We start from the raw sequence: 21,228 nt of genomic DNA on the forward strand, positions 1-21,228 counted from the left end.
AGGCATGTGACCGTTAGGCGGCGAGCGTGCGATCGACCGCGGCGAGAATGCGGTCGGGGTCGGGCAGGTGGTGCCGTTCGAGTTTAGCCGGGGGATAGGGGATGTCGAAGCCGCCGACGCGCAGGACCGGCGCTTCCAATTGATAGAAGCAGCGTTCGGTGATGCGGGCCGCGATCTCCGCGCCGAGTCCGCCGAATACCGGCGCCTCGTGCACAATAATCAACCGACCGGTCTTCATTACCGATGTTTCGATGGTGTCGAAATCGATCGGCGAAAGACTGCGCAGATCGATCACCTCCAGCGAATGTCCTTCGCTCGCGGCAATATCGGCGGCGGTCAATGCGGTGGCGACCGTCCCGCCGTAGGCGACCACGGTGGCATCCTCGCCGCTGGTGCAGACCCGGGCCTGGTCCAGCGCGAGCCCCCCGTCCCGGTCGAGCTGCTCGAAATCGACCTCCGCCTTGTCCCAGTACCGCCGCTTGGGCTCGAAGAAGATGACCGGATCATCCAGTGCGACCGCCTGCCGGATCATGAGATACGCATCCGCTGGATTGCTCGGCGATACCACGCGCAGCCCCGCCGTATGTGCGAAATACGCTTCCGGAGATTCGGAGTGATGCTCCACCGACCCGATCCCGCCGCCGAACGGAATGCGAATGGTGATGGGCGCGACCACTTTTCCCTTGGTGCGATAGTGAATCTTCGCCACCTGGCAGACAATCTGGTCGAACGCCGGATACACGAATCCGTCGAACTGGATTTCGCATACCGGCCGCAGTCCGCGCAGCGCCATTCCGAAAGCCGTTCCGATGATTCCGGATTCGGCCAGCGGGGTGTCCATGACACGGCGGTTGCCGAAATCCTTCTGCAGCGTATCGGTGACCCGGAAGACTCCGCCGAGCCGGCCGATGTCCTCGCCCATCAGAATGACTTTGGGATCGTCCTCCAGGGCGCGCCGCATACCGAAATTGATCGCGCCCGCGAATGTCGTCTTCATGGCCGGACTCCCTCCAGATAGGCGGCGTACTCGCGGCGCTCCTGCTCGATGAGCCGGTGCGGGGTGGCGTAGACGTGCTCGAACAGTTCCGTCGGCTCCGGATCCGGCATGGTCAGCGTGGCGCTGCGCAGCCGGGCGGCGATCTCGTCGCCGCGCTGTTTCACCTGCTGCTCGAAATCGCTGTCCCACAGCCCCTCCCGCTCGAGCAGCCGGTGCAGCCGATCGATCGGGTCCCGCCGCTGCCACAGTTCCAGTTCGGCGGCGTCGCGATAGCGGGTGGGATCGTCGGCGGTGGTGTGCGGGCCCATCCGATAGGTGATGGCCTCGATGAACGACGGCCCGCCGCCGGTGCGGGCGCGAATGAGCGCCTGCCGGGTCACGGCCAGGACCGCGAGCGCGTCATTGCCGTCGACCTGGACGCCGGGAATGCCGTAGCCGATGGCCCGGCGCGCGATCGGGGTGGCGCTCTGCACCCGTGTGGGCGCGCTGATCGCCCAGCCGTTGTTCTGGCAGAAGAACACCACCGGCGCACCCCAGGAGGAGGCGAAGCCGAGCGCCTCGGAGATATCGCCCTGACTGGTCGCGCCGTCGCCGAAGTAGGCGATGGTGGCGATCTCCGCGCCCTCGAGATGGGCGGCGTAGGCGTATCCGGTCGCGTGCAGCCCCTGCGCGCCGACCACGATCGCGGGATTGGTCATCCGGTAAGCGTCTGCGTCCCAGCAGGAATGGGCGACGCCGCGCCAGAGCCGGGTCATATCCTCCGGGGGCACACCGCGGCAGTAGGCGACAGCGGCCTCGCGGTAGGAACAGAACACATAATCGTCGGCATGCAGGGCGTGGGCCGAGCCGACCTGCGCGGCCTCCTGGCCGAGCAGCGGTGGCCACAATCCCAACTGGCCCTGCCGCTGCAGTGCGGTGGCCTCGGTGTCGATCCGGCGGGCCACGACCATATCGGTGTACATGGCGCGCAGTTCGTCGCGGCCGATATCGGCCACCAGCGGGGCGTGCACACGATCGAATACGCGATGGCCGTCGGGCTGGACCAGCTGCACCGGGTAGGTGTTCTTTTCGGGCATTTGTCTCGCCTCCTCGAAACACCGGGTACACCGTTGTCGCCGTGGGATTGTGTCCCGTGGGCAACGATGTGTGTCCTGTATCACCCAGCATCCTCCGTTAAGCGATCTGCGCAAGTATCAAGGTCGAAACTGTGCAGAATGCTCGGTCAGTGCCGCGCTCGGCGTGTCATACTGCGTTTCATGTCCAGTAATGAACCCGCTTCCGGGGCGATGGACGCCACCGATGCCCGGCTGTTGCTGGAGCTGGTGGCCAACCCCCGGGCGACCGGGGTGGAATTGGCCGCGCGGCTCGGCCTCTCCCGCAATACCGTGCAGGCCAGATTGGCCAGATGGGAGGCGAACATGGTACTGGCCAGCTTCGAGCGGCGGGTGGAACCGCGGGCTCTGGGTTATCCGCTGGCAGCCTTTGTCGCCGTGGTCGTGGATCAGCACAAATTGGATGCGGTAGTGGCCGAATTGGCGCGGATTCCGGAGGTCACGGAGGTCTGCGGCATGACCGGTCCCACCGATCTGACCGCTCGTGTCGTGGCTCAGGATGCCGATGACCTCTATCGGATCGCCGGGCACATACTCAAGATTCCCGGCGTGGAACGCACCAATATGGCCCTGATCATGCGCTCGCTGGTCGGTCCGCGCACCACCCCGCTGCTCGATCGACTCGCCGGTGGGAACGGGAACCCGGGGACGAATTCGGACCAGTAGTACGAAACTCAGTCCAGTTTCGGCAGATTGGCTGGTGACCGCGAGGCCACTGGACCGGGACCATGACCCGATGAGCACTACTACCGCCGACACTCCGGCCGTCCAGACCGCGCCCGCGGCGGGGATCGGGCAGCCGATCGGGGCCGGTATCGTCACCGCGCTGGTCGGCTTCACCAGTTCCTTCGCGGTGGTGCTCGGCGGACTGACCGCCATGGGAGCGACTGCGGCACAGGCGGCTTCGGGACTACTCGCCGTCTGCGTCACCCAGGGCGTGGGCATGCTGATCCTGAGCCGGTACTACCGGATGCCGATCACGCTGGCCTGGTCCACGCCGGGCGCGGCGCTGCTGGCCAGCACCGGGGCGGTCGCGGGCGGCTGGCCGGCGGCGGTCGGCGCCTTCGTGGTGGCGGGCCTGCTGATCGTGCTCACCGGGTTCTGGCAGCGACTCGGCTCGCTGATCGCGGCGATTCCGGTCGAGATCGCGCAGGCCATGCTGGCCGGGGTGCTGCTGCCGCTGTGCCTGGCGCCCATGCACGCGCTGACCGTCAGCCCGGCCGTGGTGGTTCCGGTGATCGTCACCTGGCTGGTGCTGCAGCGGTTCGCGGCGCGCTGGGCGGTGCTCGCGGCCTTCGCGGTGGCGGCGATCGGCGCGGGCATCGATATCGCGGTGACGCACCGCCACCTGAATGTCGCCGCCATGGCGCCGCGCATCGAATGGACTGTGCCGCACTGGAGTTGGCAGGCGCTGATCGGGGTGGCGGTGCCGCTGTACATCGTCACCATGGCGGCGCAGAACATTCCGGGCACGGCGGTCATGAGCTCGCTCGGGTACAAGGTGCCCTGGCGTGCGGCCATGGCGGTCACCGGTCTCGGGACCATCCTCGGTGCACCGGCGGGCGGACATGCCATCAACCTGGCCGCCATCAGCGCGGCCCTGTCTGCCGCACCGTCCGCGCACCCGGATCCCAAGCGTCGCTGGATCGCCGCCGCCACGGCGGGCGGCATGTACCTACTGCTGGCCCTGGCCTCCGGCGCATTGGTGACGCTGGTGGCGACCGCGCCCAAAGGTGTCCTGGAAACCGTTGCGGGACTAGCCCTTATCGCCACACTGGCCGGAGCCCTCACCTCCGCGCTGACCCGGCCGGAGCACCGCTCAGCGGCCGCGCTCACCTTCCTGGTCGCCGCCTCCGGCGTCACCCTGCTGGGCATCGGCGCCGCGTTCTGGGCCCTCGTGGCCGGGCTGGTGGTCCGCTGGCTGCTGCGCCCCCGCCCCGAACAGCCGCACCCGGCGAATCCCGCCGAGCCTGGCGCGGTGAATTCGGGCCAGTAGGGCGCTGCGTAGGGTGGGGGAGTCTGTTCCGGCGTGGGGGTTCTGCGAAGAGGAGTTGGCTTGAGCGCGGTGCTGATTTCGGCCGAGGAGTTGCGGGAGTTGCTCGCCACCGGGGATTCCCGGGTCCGGGTACTGGATGTGCGGTGGGCGCTCGGCGATCCGGATGGGCCGCAGCACTATTTGGACGGGCACATTCCCGGTGCGGTGTTCGTCGATCTCGAGACCGAGCTGGCCGATCCGCCCTCGCCCGCCAAGGGCCGGCATCCCCTGCCCGAGCTCGCGCACCTGCAGAAATGCGCGCGCAGCTGGGGTCTGCGCACCGGTGACACGGTGGTCGCCTATGACGCGACCGGCGGTATGGCCGCGGCGCGCGTGTGGTGGCTGCTGCGCTGGGCCGGGGTGCCGCAGGTGCGCATCCTCGACGGCGGAATCCCGGCCTGGGAACGCGCCGGCGGCAAGGTGATCGCCGGGGAGGAGTCCGATCCCGAAGCCGGTGACGTGGTCCTGACCCCCGGCGGCATGCCGGTGATCGATGCCGATGCGGCCGCCGGTTGGCACGGTGTCCTCCTCGATGCCCGCGCCGGTGAGCGCTATCGCGGCGAGGTCGAGCCCATCGATCCGCGCGCGGGCCACATCCCGGGCGCGATCAGTGCGCCGACGGCGGAAAACCTCACCGCCACAGGAGCTTTCAAGCCCGTCGACGAATTGCGTTCGCGCTTCACCGGATTGGGCGACGGCCCGGTCGCCGTCTACTGCGGCTCCGGTGTGACGGCCGCCCACGAGGTCGCCGCACTCGCGGTGGCCGGTATCGACGCCGCCCTCTACCCGGGCTCCTGGTCGCAGTGGTCCAACGACCCGAAGCGACCGGTCGCCACGGGTGCCGAACCGGCCTGATCGCTCGCTGGTGTGGATCCCGGCCAAAGGCATGCCGGGATGACGTGGGGTAGCAACCCCGGCTCGATGATGAGGGACGGCCATCCGGGCTGGATGACGAGGGACGGCCACCCGGGCTGGATGACGCGGGTGGCTACCGGGCTGGATAGAGAGGGGCGGCTATCGGCTAGCCGGGTATGTCTGGGCTATGGGCAGGTGCGGGAGATGCGTTGCAGGGCGGTGCGATCGGCGGCGGTCAGCGGTAGGTCGTAGTGGGTGGCGACGGTGAGGTATTTGCCGGCGTAGAAGCAGCGGTTGGCGCGGGCGGGCGGTAGCCAGTCGCCGGGGGTCTGATCGCTCTTGGCCTGGTTGGCTTTTCCGTCCACGGCGAGCAGGTTGTAGTCGAGATCGTTGGCGAAACGCATGCGGCGCTCCAGGGGCCAGCTCGACGCACCAAGATCCCAGGCGGCGGCCAGCGGGAAGACATGGTCGATCTGCACGGCGCGGGCATCGGCCTTGTCGAAGGTGATGCGCTGCCCGGTATAGGGATCGTCGAGGGTGCCGCCGACCACCACGCAGTTGCGGGTGCCGGGCCGGAAGGCGGCCGCCGAAAGTTGGCGGGCCAGTACATTATTGCGGGTATCGCAGCCGTCGTGCCCGCCCGGACCGTCGTGATCGTCACTCCACGCGGGCCCGAAGACGCAGCCCTGCCCCGATTTACAGCCGCGCTCATAGCCGCCCGGCCGGGTCCGCTTGGGCACCATGCGCGCAACGGCCAGCAGCTCCTCCAGATGCGCCCGGCTGGGACTGCCCGGCGCGGGCGGAACCGACCCCGGCAGTACCGAACACCCGGAAGCGCTGAACGCCAGGAGTACGGCCCCGGCCATCGCGAGCACCGCGCACCACACCGATCGACCGCGCCGCCGGGCGGGAAGTCGATTCGGTACCGCGGGGATTCGGTGCTGCCGCACCGTCCTAGATCTACCCGATCGAGCCGGTGACAGCCCGCATCGGCGACACTTCGCACCCGCCGCGCCGTCGAATGATCGTCGGCGAGCGGGTGCGAAGGTGACCGGCTAGGACCAGGCGTGTGCGAGGAGATCGTCCGCCGAAGCCTCGGTGAGCTGCGGTGGGAAGCGCATGGCCGCGATGGATTGTGGTCGCGCGCCGTCATGGCCGATGAGCCAGGAACCGCCGCGGTCCTCGCATTCGGCGATCTTGGCGAAAGTGGTGAGCAGGAAGGTAATGGCTTCGCGTGGTTCCATGGTGCGCGCCAGTCGCTGGGATTCTCCGGGGCGGGACAGATCGAGCCACACCCCCGATTGCCCGTCCAGGCGCATCCCCACGATTTTCGTCGTGTCCACGAACGTGAATCTTCGTCGTTCCCACGGCGTTGTCGGCGTGAAGGACTGCTCTAACACTTGGAGCAGGATCGTCATCTTCACTGCCTCCCTCGGTATCGATATTGCCACGGCTCCGGATTGAGTCGCGGTGGATTTTTCAGGGTGCGCCCCGCGCGGCTGCCAAAATGCACAGCCAAGCCCGCCGTATGCGGTGACCAGGGGTTATCTCAGTATGTGCCGGATTCGGGCAGAAATAAAGACCCGGTATGTGTCGTGATTTGCCTGGTTGCGAAGGGGTAGTCGCAAAGCCTCGCCGCGGGGGCCGATCGGGCTGTCGGACCGGACTGATTGGATAGGCGGATGCTGCACGGACTGTGGTCGCCGGGATCGGGATTGGTGCTGTGGCACGACCCTGCCGGTGCCGCGGTCGATACCGATGCCCTGCCGGACCCGCTGGGGTCGATCGTGCGGGCGGCGAAGTTCCGGCACAAGGCGAAGGTGCTGGTCGCGGGGGCGTACGGGCCAGAGGAGATCCAGGTCCGGGTGCATGCGCTGGCTCCGGAGGCGGCCGCGTCGGTACTGCTGCAGGAGCTTCCGGCGCAGGCCGTGGCGGGGGATCTGCGCTATCTCGCGCATGTGGTGCGGGGTGTGGAGCGCTGGGTGCGGGCGGGACGGATAGTCCCGGAGGTGCGCCGAGACGACGGCGAATGGTGGGTGCGGTGGCGGCTGGTCGGCGGGCAGCGGCAGCGGGCCTGGCTGGCCGAGCTCGCGGTGGCCATGCCCGCCGCGCTGCAGGTCGCGGGCCGGCCGGCGGAATTGCTCGACAACCTCACGGCCGAACTCACCGACCCCATCGCCCGGCTGCGCATCATGCCGAAACTGCCCGCACTGCTGAGCACGGTCGCGCAGGTGCCGATCGGCTACTCGTCGCGCGAGGGCACCGGCGTGGCCGACGACGGCATGCTCGATTTCGGCGCTCCGGAGACCGGGTCGGACCGCGCTCGATCGCGCTCGTTGCCGACCGATACCGCCACTTCCGATGAGCCGCAGTCGCGTTCGCATCCGCTGCTGGTCGCGCTGCTGGACGCGGAGCCGCTGGATGCGGGTTCACATCGGGTGTCGGCGGTGTTGGAGGATTGGCGTACGAGCCTGACGGCCGATGAGCCGGAACTGGTGCTGCGGCTGCTGGAGCCGGACTCCGAGGATGCGGCCGAAGCGGGTGCGCTGTGGCGGCTCGAGGTGTGCCTGCGCGTGGAAGGTGAAGCGCCGCAACCGGTATTGCTGCCCGGTGATCCGCATATGGTGCGCCTCGCGGGGGAGAAGCTGGCCGCCGCCAAGCTGGCGTATCCGCGACTGCGGGATCTGCCGGGTGATGCCCGCAGTATGGATCTGTACCTGCCCACCGAAGTGGTCATGGACCTGGTCGCGCACGGCGCCGCCGTATTGCAGTCCGCCGGTGCGCGATTGCTGCTGCCGCGCGCCTGGCGGATTGCGGCGCCGAGCCTGCGCCTGAAGGTGCAGAGTCCGGCAGCCACCGAAACCGCCGTCGGGCTGGACGGTTTGGTGTCCTTCCGCTGGGAGCTGGCGCTCGGCGAGACCACGCTGACGCCCGCCGAGATGACGCGGCTGGTGCGGTCCAAATCGGATCTGGTGCAGTTGCGCGGTGAATGGGTGCAGGCCGATCACCGCACCCTCGCCGTGGCCGCCGACTACGTCTCGGGCCGCACCGACGGCACCGAGAGCAGTGTCGGCGCCCTGTTCGCGGAGCTCGCCGCACATCCGGCCATCGGCGTCCCGCTCGAGCAGATCACCGCAACCGGCTGGGCCGCAGAACTTTTCGACGGCGAACACACCACCGCCCCCGTCTCCGAGCCGATCGGCCTGAAGGCCCAGCTCCGCCCCTACCAGCTGCGCGGCCTGGCCTGGCTCGCCACCATGAGCCGCCTCGGCTGCGGCGCCATCCTCGCCGACGATATGGGCCTCGGTAAAACGGTCCAGGTCCTGGCCCTGCTGGTCCACGAGCGCGAAACCGCTTCTGCGGCAGTCGGACCGACACTTCTGGTCTGTCCCATGTCCGTGGTGGGCAACTGGCAGCGGGAGACGGAGCGGTTCGCGCCGGATCTGCGGGTGCTGGTGCATCATGGGCCGGGCCGGCGGTCGGGGGCGGAATTCGATGCGGCGGTGGGGGATTCGGATCTGGTGGTGACCACCTATGCGCTGCTGGCCCGGGATGTGGAGGAGTTGAAGCGGCAGCGGTGGCAGCGGGTGGCGCTGGACGAGGCGCAGCACATCAAGAATGCGGGGACGCGGCAGGCGCGGGCCGCGCGGCTGGTGCCGGCGCGACATCGCCTGGCGCTCACCGGAACTCCGGTGGAGAACCGGCTCGAAGAGCTGCGCTCGATCATGGATTTCGTCAATCCCACACTGCTGGGCAAGGCTTCGGAGTTCCATTCGCGATTCGCGGTGCCGATCGAGCGGGAGCGCGATGAGAATGCCGTCACCCGGCTGCGCGCCATCACCTCGCCGTTTGTGCTGCGCCGGGTCAAGACCGATCCGTCGGTGATCTCCGATCTGCCGGACAAGATCGAGATCACCATGCGCGCCAACCTGACCGTGGAGCAGGCCGCGCTCTATCAGGCGGTGCTCGACGATATGTCCGCCAAGCTCAAATCCGCACAGGGTATGGAGCGCAAGGGTGCGGTGCTGGCGGCGCTGACCAGGCTCAAACAGGTGTGCAATCACCCCGCGCACTATTTGAAGGACGGTTCGGCGGTGCTGAAGCGCGGCCATCACCGCTCGGGGAAATTGGCTCTGGTGGAAGACATTCTCGAATCGGTGATCGCCGACGGCGAGCGTGCGCTGCTGTTCACCCAGTTCGCCGAATTCGGTGATCTGGTGTCCCCGTACCTGTCCGAGCGTTTCGGCACGGAGGTGCCGTTCCTGCACGGCGGGGTGAGCAAGCAGCGCCGCGATGCCATGGTCACCGGATTCCAGGAGGACGAGAACGGCCCGCCGCTCATGCTGCTGTCGCTCAAGGCCGGAGGCACCGGGCTCAATCTCACCGCCGCCAATCATGTGGTGCACCTGGATCGCTGGTGGAATCCGGCGGTGGAGAACCAGGCCACCGACCGCGCCTTCCGCATCGGCCAGCGGCGCGATGTCCAGGTGCGAAAGCTGGTGTGCGTGGACACCATCGAGGAGCGGGTGGACGACATGCTGAACGGCAAACGCCAGCTCGCCGATCTGACCGTCGGCGCGGGCGAGAAGTGGATCACCGAACTGGGTGACGAGGAATTGCGCGAGCTGTTCGCCCTGGGCGCGGAGGCCGTCGGCGAATGAACACGTACATCGACTTCAATGAGTTCGGCGAGCGCCGCCCGGTCCAGGGTGGCGTGTCCGCGCGCAGTCGCAGCGGTGCCGCCTTCGCCAAGACCTGGTGGGGCCGTTCGTTTCTCAAGGCCGTCGAGCAGGTCGCCGATGCCGGGCGCCTCACCCGCGGCCGCTCCTATGCCCGCACCGGCCAGGTGATCAGCTATCGCATGGAGCCCGGCACGGTCGCCGCCGAGGTGCAGGGCAGCCAGCCCCGCCCCTTCATCTCGGTGCTCGCGCTGCGCCAGCTGCGCGATGACCGCCTCGACGAAGTGGTGGACCTGGTCCGCGCCACCCCCGGCATGCTCGGCGAGATCGCCGCCGGCGCCCTACCGCACGCTCTCGGCCCGCTGCTGCTCCCGAACACCGCCTCCGAACTCGATTTCTCCTGCACCTGCCCCGATCCCGGCTGGCCGTGCAAGCATGTGGCGGCGGTCTGCTACATCATTGCCGAACGCCTCGACGAGCATCCCCGGGATCTGCTCACCCTGCGCGGCATCGAATTGGACGCACTCATCGGCAGCGTCCAGAATGACAGCGCCCCAGCGGATTCCGGCGACCTCTACGGCGAGGACACGGCCCTGCCGAAGCTCCCCAAGCCCGAATTCCGCCCGGCTCCGGAAGATCTCGACGCGGTCCTGCTCCGTCAGGCCCTCCGCATGACCGCCGAGGACGAGCGCACCGCCGAAATCGGCCTCCGCCAACTCCGCTCCCTCTACCGGGTCCTCGACACCGACTGACTCCCCGCCCGGCCGGTCCGTGCACGATCATCGTTGACATTCGGCCCCGTCGCGCGCCTAATTGGTGGCAGGTGCGGCCAGTTGTGGCAGATGCCCGCAATCGACCGCTCGGGTGGCAGCGATCCGGGAGTTCTCATGCGTCTCAACCCCTTCGGCGGTTCCCGCCGCACCCAGCAGGCGGATGCCGTGGTCACCGGCGCGGGCAGCGGCATCGGCCGCGCCTTCGCGGTCGAACTCGGCCGGCGCGGCGGGCGGGTGATCTGCTCCGATATCGATGCCGAGCGGGCCCGGGAAACGGTCGAATTGGTCAGCGCCGCAGGGGGGAAAGCCTTCGACACCGGCTGCGATGTGAGCAGGATCGAGCAGGTCGAGGCGCTGGCGAATACCGCCGAGCAGTGGTTCGGCAAGCCCGCCGACCTGGTGGTGAACAATGCCGGAATCGGCCGCGGCGGCGAGGTGATCGGCGATGCCCCGCTGCGCGAATGGCATCAGGTCCTCGATATCAATCTGTGGGGCGTCATCCACGGCTGCCATGTCTTCGCACCGCGACTGCGCGCGGCCGGGCACGGCAATATCGTGAATGTCGCCTCCGCTGCCGCCTTCGGCGTCGCACCGCGCATGGCCGCCTACAACGTGAGCAAGGCGGGCGTACTCGCCCTGTCGGAGACCCTGGCCGCCGAACTGTCCGGCACCGGTGTCGGCGTCACCGTGCTCTGCCCCACCGCCGTGAAAACCAATATCCTCCAGGGCGTTTCGGTCGGCAGCGAATCGATGGACGAATGGGGCGACCGCCTGCTGCGCTGGACCGGCCGCGAACCCGCCGCCATCGCCCGCACCACCCTCGATGCCGTGGACCACGGCCGGCTGTATGTGGTCCCGCAGTTCGAGGCCAAAGTGATCTGGCAGTCCAAACGACTGCTGCCCCAGCAGTACACCCGCGCCGCCGGATTACTGGAGCGGCTGGTGCGGTAAAGCACGAAGGAGTGGAACAATGGCGTTCGCATATTCCGACATGCTCACGGTCATCAAGGACCGGCAGTGGGCCCTGGTCGATATCGACTGGGACGCACCGGGAGCCGATCTGATCACCGCCGAGCAGCGGCCGAGGCTGGCGGCCTTCATGGCCGATCTGGTGTGGATCGAACACGTCGGCGCCCGCGGTTTCGCGGCGCTGACCAAGCGGGCGCCGGAGGGTCCGCTCAAGGAGATCTACCGCTACTTCCATGCCGAGGAGCAGAAGCACGCCAATGCCGAGCTGGCCCTCATGCGGCGCTGGGACATGCTCGACGGTGATGCCATGCCGGTGCCCAACAAGAACATTCGGCTCGTCATCGAACTGCTGGACCGGCTCGGCGACGATCTGACCCTGCCGGTGCTGGGCACCGTCATCCCGTCCCTGGAGTGCGCACTCGACGGCGCACTGGTGAAATTCCTGCTCGACGAGGTGCGGGACCCGATCTGCCACGAGGTGTTCCGGCATATCAACAGCGATGAATCCCGCCATCTCGCCGTGGGTTTCCAGGTGCTGGAGCAACTCGGCGCGGGGCCGATGCGCCGCATTGCCATCGAGACGGCCGGATACGCGTTGCGGCCCAGTCTCATGCTGGGCGCGCTGCTGTACACGCCACTGCTGTCCCGCATGTCCGCGAACATCATGGCGATGGGGCTGGATGAGCAGAAGCTGTGGAATGCGGTGCAGCGCTATGAGAAAGCGGGTGAACGCAGTCCGAGCATCCGGCGCATTCCGCTCTTCCACGTGGTGCGCCTGCACGGCCGTGCGACCATCAATCGCCTCGAGCCTTTCCAGACGATCAATGACGCCCTCAACAGGGCCATCGATCGATTCCCGATCCGCGTGCTGGGCAGGCCGCCGTCCTGGTCGGAGGCCCTGACCTTCGATCCGGTGGCGAAATGACCTCCCCGATCCGGCGGCGCGGAGTACGCGGCGAGGACGAGGGAGCCGGGGTTCGCGGCGCGAAAACCTATACCGGACAGCAGATTCACTGCACCCGCTGGCCCGCTGAACGGGACCTGCGCGGTCAGCACGTGGCGGTGGTCGGCGGCGGTCCCGCCGTCGCGCGGGTGCTGCCCGCTGTCGTCGCGCGGGCGCGCAGAGTCACTGTGTTCCAGCATGATCCGGTCTGGGTGCTGCCCGCTCCGCCGGTCCCGGGAATGCGGCAACTGCTGCGCAGCCTGCCCGAGGATCTCCTCGGCCTGCTGCCCGCCGATACCGCACCGCCGCTTCCCGGCAGCGCCCCGGCCGGGGACACGGCGGTGGGCGGGGAGAACGCGGTGGGCGGAGAGAGCGCACTGCGCTCGCTGACCATGCCGCTGCGCTGGCTCACCCACGAGGTACTTCGCCGGACCGCCGCCGTGAATCTCCGTGTGCAGGTGCGCGATTCCTGGCAGCGCCGGCAACTGACGCCCGATACCGCCGCCGGAGTCCGGCTGCACAACAACTACTACCGGGCGCTGCGGCAGCCGAACTGCCTGCTCATCACCTGGCCGATCGCCCGGCTGGCGCCGCTCGGCATTCGCACCGTGGACGGTGTCGAACATCGGGTGGACTGCATCATCTACGCGGAGGACATGCCTTGAACAGCACAGTGGTTGACCACGAGATCATTATCGTCGGCGCCGGATTCTCCGGTATCGGCACCGCGATCGCCCTGCGCAAGGCGGGATTCGACGATTTCCTGATCGTCGACGACGCCGACGGGGTGGGCGGCACCTGGCACTGGAATACCTATCCCGGTATCGGCGTGGACATTCCGTCGTTCAGCTACCAGTTCTCCTTCGAGCAGCAGCACAATTGGTCGCGGGTGTACGCGCCGGGCCGGGAGTTGAAGGCGTATGCCGAACACTGTGTGAGCAAGTACGGCCTGCGCCCGCGTATTCGCTTCAGCACCACCATCACTCGCGCGGACTTCGACGACACCGTGCACGTGTGGCGACTGGAGACGGCCGATGGTGATCAGCTCACCTCCCGGTTCGTCATCGGTGCGACAGGGGTGCTGACCCGGCCCAAGACGGCGGAAATCCCTGGCGTGGAACGCTTCACCGGCATCACCATGCATACGGCGCGCTGGGATCACGACCAGGATCTGCGCGGTAAGCGCGTCGCCATCATCGGCACCGGTGCGTCCGCGGTGCAGGTGATTCCGGAGATCGCGCCGGAGGTGGAGGATCTTGTCGTCTTCCAGCGCACGCCGATCTGGTGCCTGCCGCGGCCGGATGCGGCGCTGCCCCCGGCGGTGCGGCAGCTCCTGCGGCTGCCGGGCGGACAGTTGCTCACGCGCTGGCTCAGCCAGGCGTTCGTGGAGGTCACCTTCCCGCTGGCCGCGCACTATTACAAGGTGCTGCCCATGGCGAAGCTGGGGGAGCGCTCCGGCCTGGCGCATCTGAAGCAGCAGGTGAAGGATCCGGTGGTGCGCGAGAAGCTGACGCCGAAGTACGCGGTCGGCTGCAAGCGCCCCTCCTTCTCCAATGACTATCTGAAGACGTTCAATCGCGAGAACGTGCACCTCGATACCGACCCGATCACCGAGATCACCGCAACGGGTGTGCGCACCGGAAACACTCACCACGAGGTCGATGTCCTGATCATGGCGACCGGCTTCAAGGTCATGGAATCGGGCAATATGCCGACCTTCGATTTGCACGGCAGCGACGGTGTCCGGCTGGAGGACTGGTGGGATACGCGCAGGCTGCAGGCCTATGAAGGCGTCAGTGTGCCCGGCTTCCCCAATTTCTTCACGATTATCGGCCCGTACGGCTACAACGGTTCCTCGTACTTCGCGCTCATCGAAATGCAGACCCGGCACATTCTGCGCCTGCTGGAGCAGGCCCGCCGCCGGCATGCGACCCGCGTCGAGGTCACCGAGGAGGCCAATGACGCCTACTTCCAGGAAATGCTCGATCGCCGTGGCTCACAGGTCTTCTGGCAGGACAGCTGCGCGCTGGCCAACAGCTACTACTTCGACAAGAACGGCGATGTGCCGCTGCGCCCCATGACCACTCCCGAAGGTTTCTGGCGCGCAGGCCATTTCGACCTGGACCACTACCGCTTCGACACACTCGGCACGCGGCCCGCCGCCCCGGTGGCGGCTGGGGACCGAGTGCGCGACCGCTCCTGAGCGTCAGAGATTGTCGACGTGATAGATCCGCTGGGCGTTGACGCGGAAGACCTGTTCCAGGGCTTTCTCGTCAGCGCCGTGGTCGGTGAGAGCGGTGGCGACCGCCTCGGCCGCATTGCCGATGCTCGTAATCGGTTTGTCCACGGGGAAATTGGAGCCCCAGAGCAGGCGGTCCGCGCCGAACACGTCGAGTGCGTGCTGCAGCAGCGGTGAAATGCGTTCCAGCAGAACGGGAATCGGAGTCGGTGCGCCGCGCGGCGGCACGGGATGGCCGAGAATGGGCATCATCAGCCCGCTCACCTTGGCCACCACATTGGCATGGGTGGCGAGCGCGGCGAGGTCGTCGCGCCACTGGACGAACAGCTCGCGCCGCTGCCCCGGATTGTGGCCGGTGAACTTGCCGACCGGCCCGAAAATACCTGCGGGCGTGCCGAGATGGTTCAGCACAATGGTCGCGTCCGGATAGCGCTGCGCCAGCGCGGTGACCTCGGGCAGCTGCTGCGAATACACCCAGGCCTCGAAGGAGAGCCCGCGCTCGGCGAGTGCGCCGAAGCCGTCCAGGAACTGTGGTGAGGTGAGCGCGCCCGGCGACTTGTTGTGCGCCCGCACGCCAGGATCGGGATGCGATTCGACGCGGGTGCGAATGCCCCGGAAAAGCGGTGAGGCCGACCGGTGCGCATCGAGCAGTTCGGCGAACCCCGGCGCGGCCGGATCGCCCGCGCCGATGATCGCGCCCAGGGCAGGCGTATCCACCCCGAACGGCAGGCTGGCCACCCAGCGGGTCTCCTCGGCGGCCGCCAGCGGCCCGCTGCCGGACCACTCCACCTCGATGTGCACGATCGCCTCGACCGGCACGTCACCGGCATCGGTCCGATAGTCGGCGGGCAGATACGGATGCACGAACGGTTCCGGGTCGCCGACGAATTCGCGATCCCGCCGGGGAGCCAGCCGCTTGGCCCAGTCGATGGGGACCGGCACGCGCTGGAAGAGCTTCGCCAGCCCGCTGAATTCGCGCGGCGTGGTCAGCGGATCCCACTGATGGATATGCGCATCGACGACTGTCATTCCCGCAAGGTCCATCTTGTCCCTTCCGTCCGGCTCGGCCTGATGCGGATTGTTCCACGCACGGGTGCCGCACGAGCCGGATTCGGACACCGGGCACGGAAATCCGGGGTGTCCGTGCCGGCGTGTGGGGAAGGGTGCTCAGCCGAGGGTGTACTCGAACTCGATGCGGTGGGTGCCGTCGGCGTCGACGCTGATACCGCCGGTGCCGGTGATTCCGGCCAGCTCCCCGGTCCCGCTCGCGGGAACGATGAGGAAGAATTCGGCGCTCCGGTCGGTGCCGCTGGTACTGGCCGAATGCACGAAGTTGAATGCGCCGGAGCGGCCGTTCAGCGTGCCCTCGAAGGACTCCATCGCCAGATATGTTCCGGCGCCGGCGGTCTGGTCGAAGGCGGAGGTGAACAGCGTGGCCGACCGCCCGCTGATCTCGCCCTCGAACTGCTTCTCCATCAGCGAGACGCCCACCGGGAGGGCAGTGGTGATCGCCGGGTCCGGGACCACCTCGGTGGGCGCGAACGACTTGACCTGAAAAGTTCCTTTTGCCTGCACAGATCGGACTTTATCGGCCGGGCCCGACGCGTTCTTGGACAAACGCGTCAGACATTGCGGCGGTATTGCCCGCCGACGGTGAAGAAGGTGTCGGTGACCTGCTGCAGGGTGCAGACCCGCGCCGCGTCCATGAGGGCCTCGAAGACATTGGCGTCACTGCTCGCCGCCTCCGCCAGCCGGGCCAGCGCGGCGGGCGCCTCGTCGCGATGCCGCTGCGTGAAGTCGCGGACCCGCTGCAGCTGCGATTGCTTCTCGTCCTCGGTGCCACGGGCCAATTCGAGCACCCGATGCTCCTCGGCATGCGGACTGCGGAAGGTGTTCACGCCCACGATGGGCAGGCTCCCATCATGCTTGCGCCGCTCGTACAGCATGGATTCGTCCTGGATGCGCCCGCGCTGATACCCGGTCTCCATGGCCCCGAGCACACCGCCGCGCTCGCTGATGCGGTCGAATTCGCGCAGCACCGCCTCCTCCACCAGATCGGTGAGTTCATCGATGATGAAACTGCCCTGCAGCGGATTCTCGTTCATCGCCAGCCCCCACTCGCGATTGATGATGAGCTGAATCGCCAAGGCGCGCCGCACCGATTCCTCGGTGGGCGTGGTGACGGCCTCGTCGTAGGCATTGGTGTGCAGGCTGTTGCAATTGTCGTAGACGGCGATGAGCGCCTGCAGCGTGGTGCGAATGTCGTTGAAGTTCATCTCCTGTGCGTGCAGCGACCGCCCGGAGGTCTGAATGTGGTACTTGAGCTTCTGCGACCGATCGTTCGCACCGTACTTGTCGCGCATGGCGATCGCCCAGATGCGCCGCGCCACCCGGCCGATCACCGAGTATTCGGCGTCCATGCCATTGGAGAAGAAGAAGGACAGGTTCGGCGCGAAATCGTCGATGTGCATACCGCGCGCCAGATACGACTCCACATACGTGAAGCCGTTCGACAGCGTGAATGCCAGCTGACTGATCGGATTCGCACCCGCCTCGGCAATGTGATAGCCGGAGATCGAGACCGAGTAGAAGTTGCGAACGCTGTTGCGCACGAACCACTCCTGGATATCGGCCATCATGCGCAGGCTGAATTCGGTGGAGAAGATACAGGTGTTCTGCCCCTGATCCTCCTTGAGGATGTCGGCCTGCACCGTCCCGCGCACGGTGGCCAGCGTCTGGGCGCGCAGTGCGGCCGCCTCCGCCGCGGTGGCGTCCCTGCCCTCGGCCGCCGAGAACTGTTCCAGCGCTTGGTCGATCGCGGCATTGAGGTAGAACGCCAGAATGGTGGGCGCCGGACCGTTGATGGTCATGGACACCGAGGTGCTCGGCGCGTCCAGGTCGAATCCGTCGTAGAGCGCCTTCATATCGTCCAGCGTGGCGATCGAGACGCCCGAGGTGCCGACCTTGCCGTAGATATCGGGCCGCTCGGCCGGATCGTGCCCGTACAGCGTCACCGAATCGAAGGCGGTGGAAAGTCGTTTGGCCTCAGCGTGTTCCGAGAGCACCCGGAAGCGCTTATTGGTGCGGAAGGCATCGCCCTCACCGGCGAACATGCGCGCCGGATCCTCATTGTCCCGCTTGAACGGGAACACTCCCGCCGTGAACGGGAACCGGCCCGGCAGATTCTCCGACCGCAGGAACCGCAGCAGCTCACCGTGATCGGTGTAGCGGGGGAGCGCCACCCGCGGAATCGAACTGCCGGACAGCGTCTCCCGGCGCAGGCGGGTGCGCAATTCCCGATCCCGCACCCGGACCACCTGCTCATCGCCCCGGTACGACTCGGCGACGGCGGGCCACTGCGCCAGCAGTGCGGCATTGTCCGCGGTGAGGTCCGCGCGGGCCTGCTCCAAGAGTTCGGCCACCAGGGAATACGCGGTCTCGGGTGTGCTGGCGGCGGCACCTTCGCGATCCGAAGATGCCGCCGCCGACCCGGTGCCGCCGCCCGGCAGATCGGTCAGCACCTGCTCCACACGCTGTACCCGCTGCGCCGCCGCGATCTGCCGATCGGTAGCGGCGTGGTACTCCCGCACCGTCTCGGCGATCTCGGCCAGATACCGCACCCGCGCCGGCGGAATGATCTGCGCGAAACGGGTGGAGGACCGGGTGTCCACGCGGGGCAGCACCCCGGGCGCCAGCGGCAACCCCTGCTCGGCGAGCAAACCGCTCAGATGCTGATACAGCGCTGTCACACCATCATCATTGAAAGTGGCTGCGCTGGTGCCGAATACCGGCATATCCTCGGGCAGCGCGTGAAATGCCTCGCGATTGCGCACCAGCTGCCGCGACACATCCCGCAGTGCGTCCTCGGCCCCGCGCCGCTCGAACTTGTTGATGGCCACCACATCCGCGTAATCGAGCATGTCGATCTTCTCCAGCTGCGAGGCCGCGCCGAATTCCGGCGTCATCACATACAGCGAGACGTCCACATGCTCGGCGACCTCCGCATCGCCCTGTCCGATACCCGGCGTCTCCAGGATCACCAGGTCGTATCCCGCTGCCTTGCAGGCGATCACCATGGCATCGATATTCAGCGGCAGCTCCCGTTCGCCCCGCGTGGCCAGCGACCGGAAGAACACCCGCTCCCCGTCCAGGGCGTTCATGCGAATGCGGTCGCCCAGCAGGGCGCCGCCGCCGCGCCGCCGGGTCGGATCGATCGCGAGCACAGCGACGCGGAGCTTGTCCTGCTGATCGGTGCGCAGTCGGCGCACGAGTTCGTCTGTGAGAGAGGACTTCCCGGAACCGCCGGTGCCGGTGATGCCCAGTACCGGCACCGGCCGCGCGCTCGCGGCCGCGGTGAGCTCCGCCAGATCCGCGGCGGGCAGCGCATCCTGCTGCAGGCAGGTGAGCGTGCGGGCCAGCGCCGCCCGATCCCCGCTCAGCACCGCGTCCAAGGGCGCCGGCGCGCGCGCGAGATCCTCATCGCAGTCGCTGATCAGCCGATTGATCATGCCCGGCAGGCCCAGCCGCTGCCCGTCCTCCGGCGAGAAGATGGTCACCCCGGCGGCGGCCAGCCGCTCGATCTCCTCGGCGACGATCACCCCGCCGCCACCGCCGAAGATGCGCACATGCCCGGCCCCGGCCTCCTTCAGCGCCGCCGCCAGATATTCGAAGTACTCGATATGCCCGCCCTGATACGAGCTGACCGCGATGCCCTGCACGTCCTCGCTGACCGCGGCGTCCACCACCTCGCTCACCGCCCGGTTGTGCCCGAGGTGAATGACCTCGGCCCCCTGGGCCTGCAGAATCCGCCGCATGATGTTGATGGCCGCGTCGTGGCCGTCGAACAGCGCCGCCGAGGTCACGAACCGCACCGGGTTCACGGGAACGTGCAGATCGGCCATGGGATCCTCCACCTGTGCGGCCGTACCGTTGATACCCCAATAGTAGGACGTCAAATCAAATTCGGCGTGAGATCTGCCACAGCAAACACTCTGGAAATACTTGGATGTCCGACTATATGGTGGCCTAGGACCGCGCGGTCGACGCGCGGTGCCGGCATCGAGCACCTGTGATGCGACGGCGATATCGAGACAGGACTGGCATGGTTCGCGAACTCACCCACTTCATCGGCGGACAGCACGTCCCCGGAACGTCCGGCAATTTCCGCGACGTCTTCAACCCGAGCACCGGACAGGTGCAGGCGCGGGTGCCGCTGGCCAGCAAGGACGAGGTCGAAGCGGTCATCGCCGATGCCGCCGAAGCCCAGCTCGTCTGGGCCGCCTACAACCCGCAGAAGCGGGCGCGCGTGCTCATGAAGTTCCTGACGCTGGTGCAGGAGGAGATGGATTCCCTCGCCGCACTGCTGTCCTCCGAGCACGGCAAGACCATCCCGGACGCCAAGGGCGATATCCAGCGCGGTCTCGAGGTAATCGAATTCGCCGTCGGTATTCCGCACCTGCTCAAGGGCGAATACACCGAGAGCGCCGGCACCGGCATCGATGTGTACTCCATGCGGCAACCGCTCGGCGTCGTCGCGGGCATCACGCCCTTCAACTTCCCGGCCATGATTCCGCTGTGGAAGGCCGGTCCCGCGCTGGCGTGCGGAAATGCCTTCGTACTCAAGCCCTCCGAGCGTGATCCGTCGGTACCGCTGCGGCTGGCCGAGCTCTTCCTCGAGGCCGGGCTGCCCGCGGGCGTGTTCAACGTCGTCAACGGTGACAAGGTCGCCGTCGATACGCTGCTGCACGACGAGCGCGTCAAGGCCGTCGGCTTCGTCGGCTCGACCCCGATCGCGCAGTACATCTACGAGACCGCGACCGCCAATGGCAAACGCGCACAGTGCTTCGGCGGGGCCAAGAATCACGCCATCGTCATGCCGGACGCCGATCTCGACGATGTGGCCGATCAGCTCATCGGCGCCGGGTACGGCTCGGCCGGTGAACGCTGCATGGCCATCTCGGTCGCCGTACCCGTCGGTGAGGAGACCGCGGATCGGCTGCGCGACAAGCTGATCGAGCGCGTCGCCAAGCTCAATGTCGGCCTCTCCGACGATCCGGGCGCGGACTTCGGCCCGCTGGTCGGCCGCGACGGCGTGGACCGCGTCAACGACTATGTGCAGATCGGCGTGGACGAGGGTGCGGAGCTCGTCATCGACGGCCGCGGACTGGTCGTCGAGGGCGGCGAGGGCGGATTCTTCGCGGGCGCAACGCTGTTCGACCGGGCTACCCCGGATATGCGCATCTACAAGGAAGAGATCTTCGGTCCGGTGCTCACCATCGTGCGCGCCAAGGACTACGAGGAGGCGCTGCGCCTGCCGAACGAGCACGAATACGGCAATGGCGTCAGCATTTTCACCCGCGACGGTGATACCGCCCGTGACTTCGCGGCGCGGGTGCAGGTCGGCATGGTCGGCATCAATGTGCCCATCCCGGTGCCGATCGCGTACCACACCTTCGGCGGCTGGAAGCGTTCCGGCTTCGGCGATCTCAATCAGCACGGCCCGGACTCGATCCGCTTCTACACCAAGACGAAGACCGTCACCCAGCGCTGGCCGGCAGGAGGCAAGGAGACTGTGTCCTCGGGCCGCTCCGCGGCCAATGCCTTCGTGATTCCGACCATGGACTGAT

At 67.5% G+C, this 21,228-nt stretch carries 17 protein-coding genes; 10 read left to right on the plus strand and 7 right to left on the minus strand.

Going from position 1 to position 21,228, the window contains the following annotated elements; genetic code table 11:
* Positions 1-13: 13 nt before the first annotated feature.
* Together OG326_RS07980 and pdhA are read right to left on the minus strand one after the other, a co-directional pair.
* The gene (locus tag OG326_RS07980) at positions 14-997 is read right to left on the minus strand and encodes an alpha-ketoacid dehydrogenase subunit beta (protein WP_327143962.1); all 984 of its coding nucleotides are present in this window, start codon (positions 995-997) and stop codon (positions 14-16) included.
* Entirely contained in the window at positions 994-2,073 is a 1,080-nt protein-coding gene (gene pdhA / locus OG326_RS07985) for a pyruvate dehydrogenase (acetyl-transferring) E1 component subunit alpha (protein WP_327143963.1), read from the minus strand. Before pdhA ends, OG326_RS07980 begins: the two co-directional genes overlap by 4 nt.
* Positions 2,074-2,253: 180 nt before the next feature.
* Here pdhA and OG326_RS07990 point away from each other — a divergent pair, with 180 nt between their 5' ends.
* The 3 genes from OG326_RS07990 (at position 2,254) to OG326_RS08000 (ending at position 4,999) form a co-directional block, all read left to right on the plus strand.
* Complete coding sequence (locus OG326_RS07990) at positions 2,254-2,775, plus strand: Lrp/AsnC family transcriptional regulator (RefSeq protein WP_327143964.1); 522 nt, start codon at positions 2,254-2,256, stop codon at positions 2,773-2,775.
* A gap of 70 nt (positions 2,776-2,845) precedes the next feature.
* Positions 2,846-4,105: a benzoate/H(+) symporter BenE family transporter gene (locus tag OG326_RS07995; RefSeq protein ID WP_327143965.1), complete on the plus strand. Its 1,260-nt coding sequence runs from the start codon at positions 2,846-2,848 to the stop codon at positions 4,103-4,105.
* 60 nt (positions 4,106-4,165) lie between these two features.
* Positions 4,166-4,999, plus strand: coding sequence for a sulfurtransferase (locus tag OG326_RS08000; protein WP_327143966.1), 834 nt, complete (start codon positions 4,166-4,168; stop codon positions 4,997-4,999).
* 185 nt (positions 5,000-5,184) lie between these two features.
* Here OG326_RS08000 and OG326_RS08005 read toward each other — a convergent pair whose 3' ends face one another.
* The gene (locus OG326_RS08005) at positions 5,185-5,865 is read right to left on the minus strand and encodes an HNH endonuclease family protein (RefSeq protein ID WP_327143967.1); all 681 of its coding nucleotides are present in this window, start codon (positions 5,863-5,865) and stop codon (positions 5,185-5,187) included.
* A gap of 189 nt (positions 5,866-6,054) precedes the next feature.
* The gene (locus OG326_RS08010) at positions 6,055-6,417 is read right to left on the minus strand and encodes a hypothetical protein (RefSeq protein ID WP_327143968.1); all 363 of its coding nucleotides are present in this window, start codon (positions 6,415-6,417) and stop codon (positions 6,055-6,057) included.
* 264 nt (positions 6,418-6,681) lie between these two features.
* Here OG326_RS08010 and OG326_RS08015 point away from each other — a divergent pair, with 264 nt between their 5' ends.
* The 6 genes from OG326_RS08015 (at position 6,682) to OG326_RS08040 (ending at position 14,566) form a co-directional block, all read left to right on the plus strand.
* Positions 6,682-9,660, plus strand: a complete 2,979-nt coding sequence (locus OG326_RS08015; RefSeq protein ID WP_327143969.1) for a DEAD/DEAH box helicase — start codon at positions 6,682-6,684, stop codon at positions 9,658-9,660.
* Complete coding sequence (locus OG326_RS08020) at positions 9,657-10,430, plus strand: SWIM zinc finger family protein (RefSeq protein ID WP_327143970.1); 774 nt, start codon at positions 9,657-9,659, stop codon at positions 10,428-10,430. Before OG326_RS08015 ends, OG326_RS08020 begins: the two co-directional genes overlap by 4 nt.
* A gap of 135 nt (positions 10,431-10,565) precedes the next feature.
* Positions 10,566-11,402: an SDR family NAD(P)-dependent oxidoreductase gene (locus tag OG326_RS08025; RefSeq protein ID WP_327146411.1), complete on the plus strand. Its 837-nt coding sequence runs from the start codon at positions 10,566-10,568 to the stop codon at positions 11,400-11,402.
* A 19-nt stretch (positions 11,403-11,421) separates the two neighbouring features.
* Positions 11,422-12,345, plus strand: coding sequence for a ferritin-like domain-containing protein (locus OG326_RS08030; protein ID WP_327143971.1), 924 nt, complete (start codon positions 11,422-11,424; stop codon positions 12,343-12,345).
* On the plus strand, positions 12,342-13,028 hold the full coding sequence (locus tag OG326_RS08035; protein ID WP_327143972.1) for a hypothetical protein: 687 nt from the start codon (positions 12,342-12,344) through the stop codon (positions 13,026-13,028). Before OG326_RS08030 ends, OG326_RS08035 begins: the two co-directional genes overlap by 4 nt.
* 8 nt (positions 13,029-13,036) lie before the next feature.
* Complete coding sequence (locus tag OG326_RS08040; RefSeq protein ID WP_327146412.1) at positions 13,037-14,566, plus strand: flavin-containing monooxygenase; 1,530 nt, start codon at positions 13,037-13,039, stop codon at positions 14,564-14,566.
* Positions 14,567-14,569: 3 nt separating this feature from the next.
* Here OG326_RS08040 and OG326_RS08045 read toward each other — a convergent pair whose 3' ends face one another.
* From OG326_RS08045 to icmF, 3 genes are all read right to left on the minus strand, one after another.
* Positions 14,570-15,631: an amidohydrolase family protein gene (locus tag OG326_RS08045; protein WP_327143973.1), complete on the minus strand. Its 1,062-nt coding sequence runs from the start codon at positions 15,629-15,631 to the stop codon at positions 14,570-14,572.
* Positions 15,632-15,769: 138 nt separating this feature from the next.
* On the minus strand, positions 15,770-16,177 hold the full coding sequence (locus OG326_RS08050) for a DUF3224 domain-containing protein (protein WP_327143974.1): 408 nt from the start codon (positions 16,175-16,177) through the stop codon (positions 15,770-15,772).
* Positions 16,178-16,224: 47 nt separating this feature from the next.
* Positions 16,225-19,503 (minus strand): fused isobutyryl-CoA mutase/GTPase IcmF, encoded by a 3,279-nt coding sequence (icmF, locus tag OG326_RS08055; protein ID WP_327146413.1) that lies wholly within the window; start codon positions 19,501-19,503, stop codon positions 16,225-16,227.
* Positions 19,504-19,703: 200 nt separating this feature from the next.
* Between icmF and OG326_RS08060 the strand changes: the two genes are divergently transcribed.
* Positions 19,704-21,227, plus strand: coding sequence for a CoA-acylating methylmalonate-semialdehyde dehydrogenase (locus tag OG326_RS08060; RefSeq protein ID WP_327143975.1), 1,524 nt, complete (start codon positions 19,704-19,706; stop codon positions 21,225-21,227).
* Position 21,228: the final 1 nt, after the last annotated feature.

It is taken from the genome of Nocardia sp. NBC_01327 (assembly GCF_035958815.1).
Classification (GTDB): Bacteria; Actinomycetota; Actinomycetes; order Mycobacteriales; family Mycobacteriaceae; genus Nocardia.

What these genes read in the sequence shown, in the direction of transcription:
- OG326_RS07980 (WP_327143962.1), bottom strand. Translation starts at nt 997, where the DNA reads ATGAAGACGACATTCGCGGGCGCGATCAATTTCGGTATGCGGCGCGCC.
- pdhA (WP_327143963.1), bottom strand. Translation starts at nt 2,073, where the DNA reads ATGCCCGAAAAGAACACCTACCCGGTGCAGCTGGTCCAGCCCGACGGC.
- OG326_RS07990 (WP_327143964.1), top strand. Translation starts at nt 2,254, where the DNA reads ATGTCCAGTAATGAACCCGCTTCCGGGGCGATGGACGCCACCGATGCC.
- OG326_RS07995 (WP_327143965.1), top strand. Translation starts at nt 2,846, where the DNA reads ATGAGCACTACTACCGCCGACACTCCGGCCGTCCAGACCGCGCCCGCG.
- OG326_RS08005 (WP_327143967.1), bottom strand. Translation starts at nt 5,865, where the DNA reads ATGGCCGGGGCCGTACTCCTGGCGTTCAGCGCTTCCGGGTGTTCGGTA.
- OG326_RS08010 (WP_327143968.1), bottom strand. Translation starts at nt 6,417, where the DNA reads ATGACGATCCTGCTCCAAGTGTTAGAGCAGTCCTTCACGCCGACAACG.
- OG326_RS08015 (WP_327143969.1), top strand. Translation starts at nt 6,682, where the DNA reads ATGCTGCACGGACTGTGGTCGCCGGGATCGGGATTGGTGCTGTGGCAC.
- OG326_RS08020 (WP_327143970.1), top strand. Translation starts at nt 9,657, where the DNA reads ATGAACACGTACATCGACTTCAATGAGTTCGGCGAGCGCCGCCCGGTC.
- OG326_RS08025 (WP_327146411.1), top strand. Translation starts at nt 10,566, where the DNA reads ATGCGTCTCAACCCCTTCGGCGGTTCCCGCCGCACCCAGCAGGCGGAT.
- OG326_RS08030 (WP_327143971.1), top strand. Translation starts at nt 11,422, where the DNA reads ATGGCGTTCGCATATTCCGACATGCTCACGGTCATCAAGGACCGGCAG.
- OG326_RS08035 (WP_327143972.1), top strand. Translation starts at nt 12,342, where the DNA reads ATGACCTCCCCGATCCGGCGGCGCGGAGTACGCGGCGAGGACGAGGGA.
- OG326_RS08045 (WP_327143973.1), bottom strand. Translation starts at nt 15,631, where the DNA reads ATGACAGTCGTCGATGCGCATATCCATCAGTGGGATCCGCTGACCACG.
- icmF (WP_327146413.1), bottom strand. Translation starts at nt 19,503, where the DNA reads ATGGCCGATCTGCACGTTCCCGTGAACCCGGTGCGGTTCGTGACCTCG.
- OG326_RS08060 (WP_327143975.1), top strand. Translation starts at nt 19,704, where the DNA reads ATGGTTCGCGAACTCACCCACTTCATCGGCGGACAGCACGTCCCCGGA.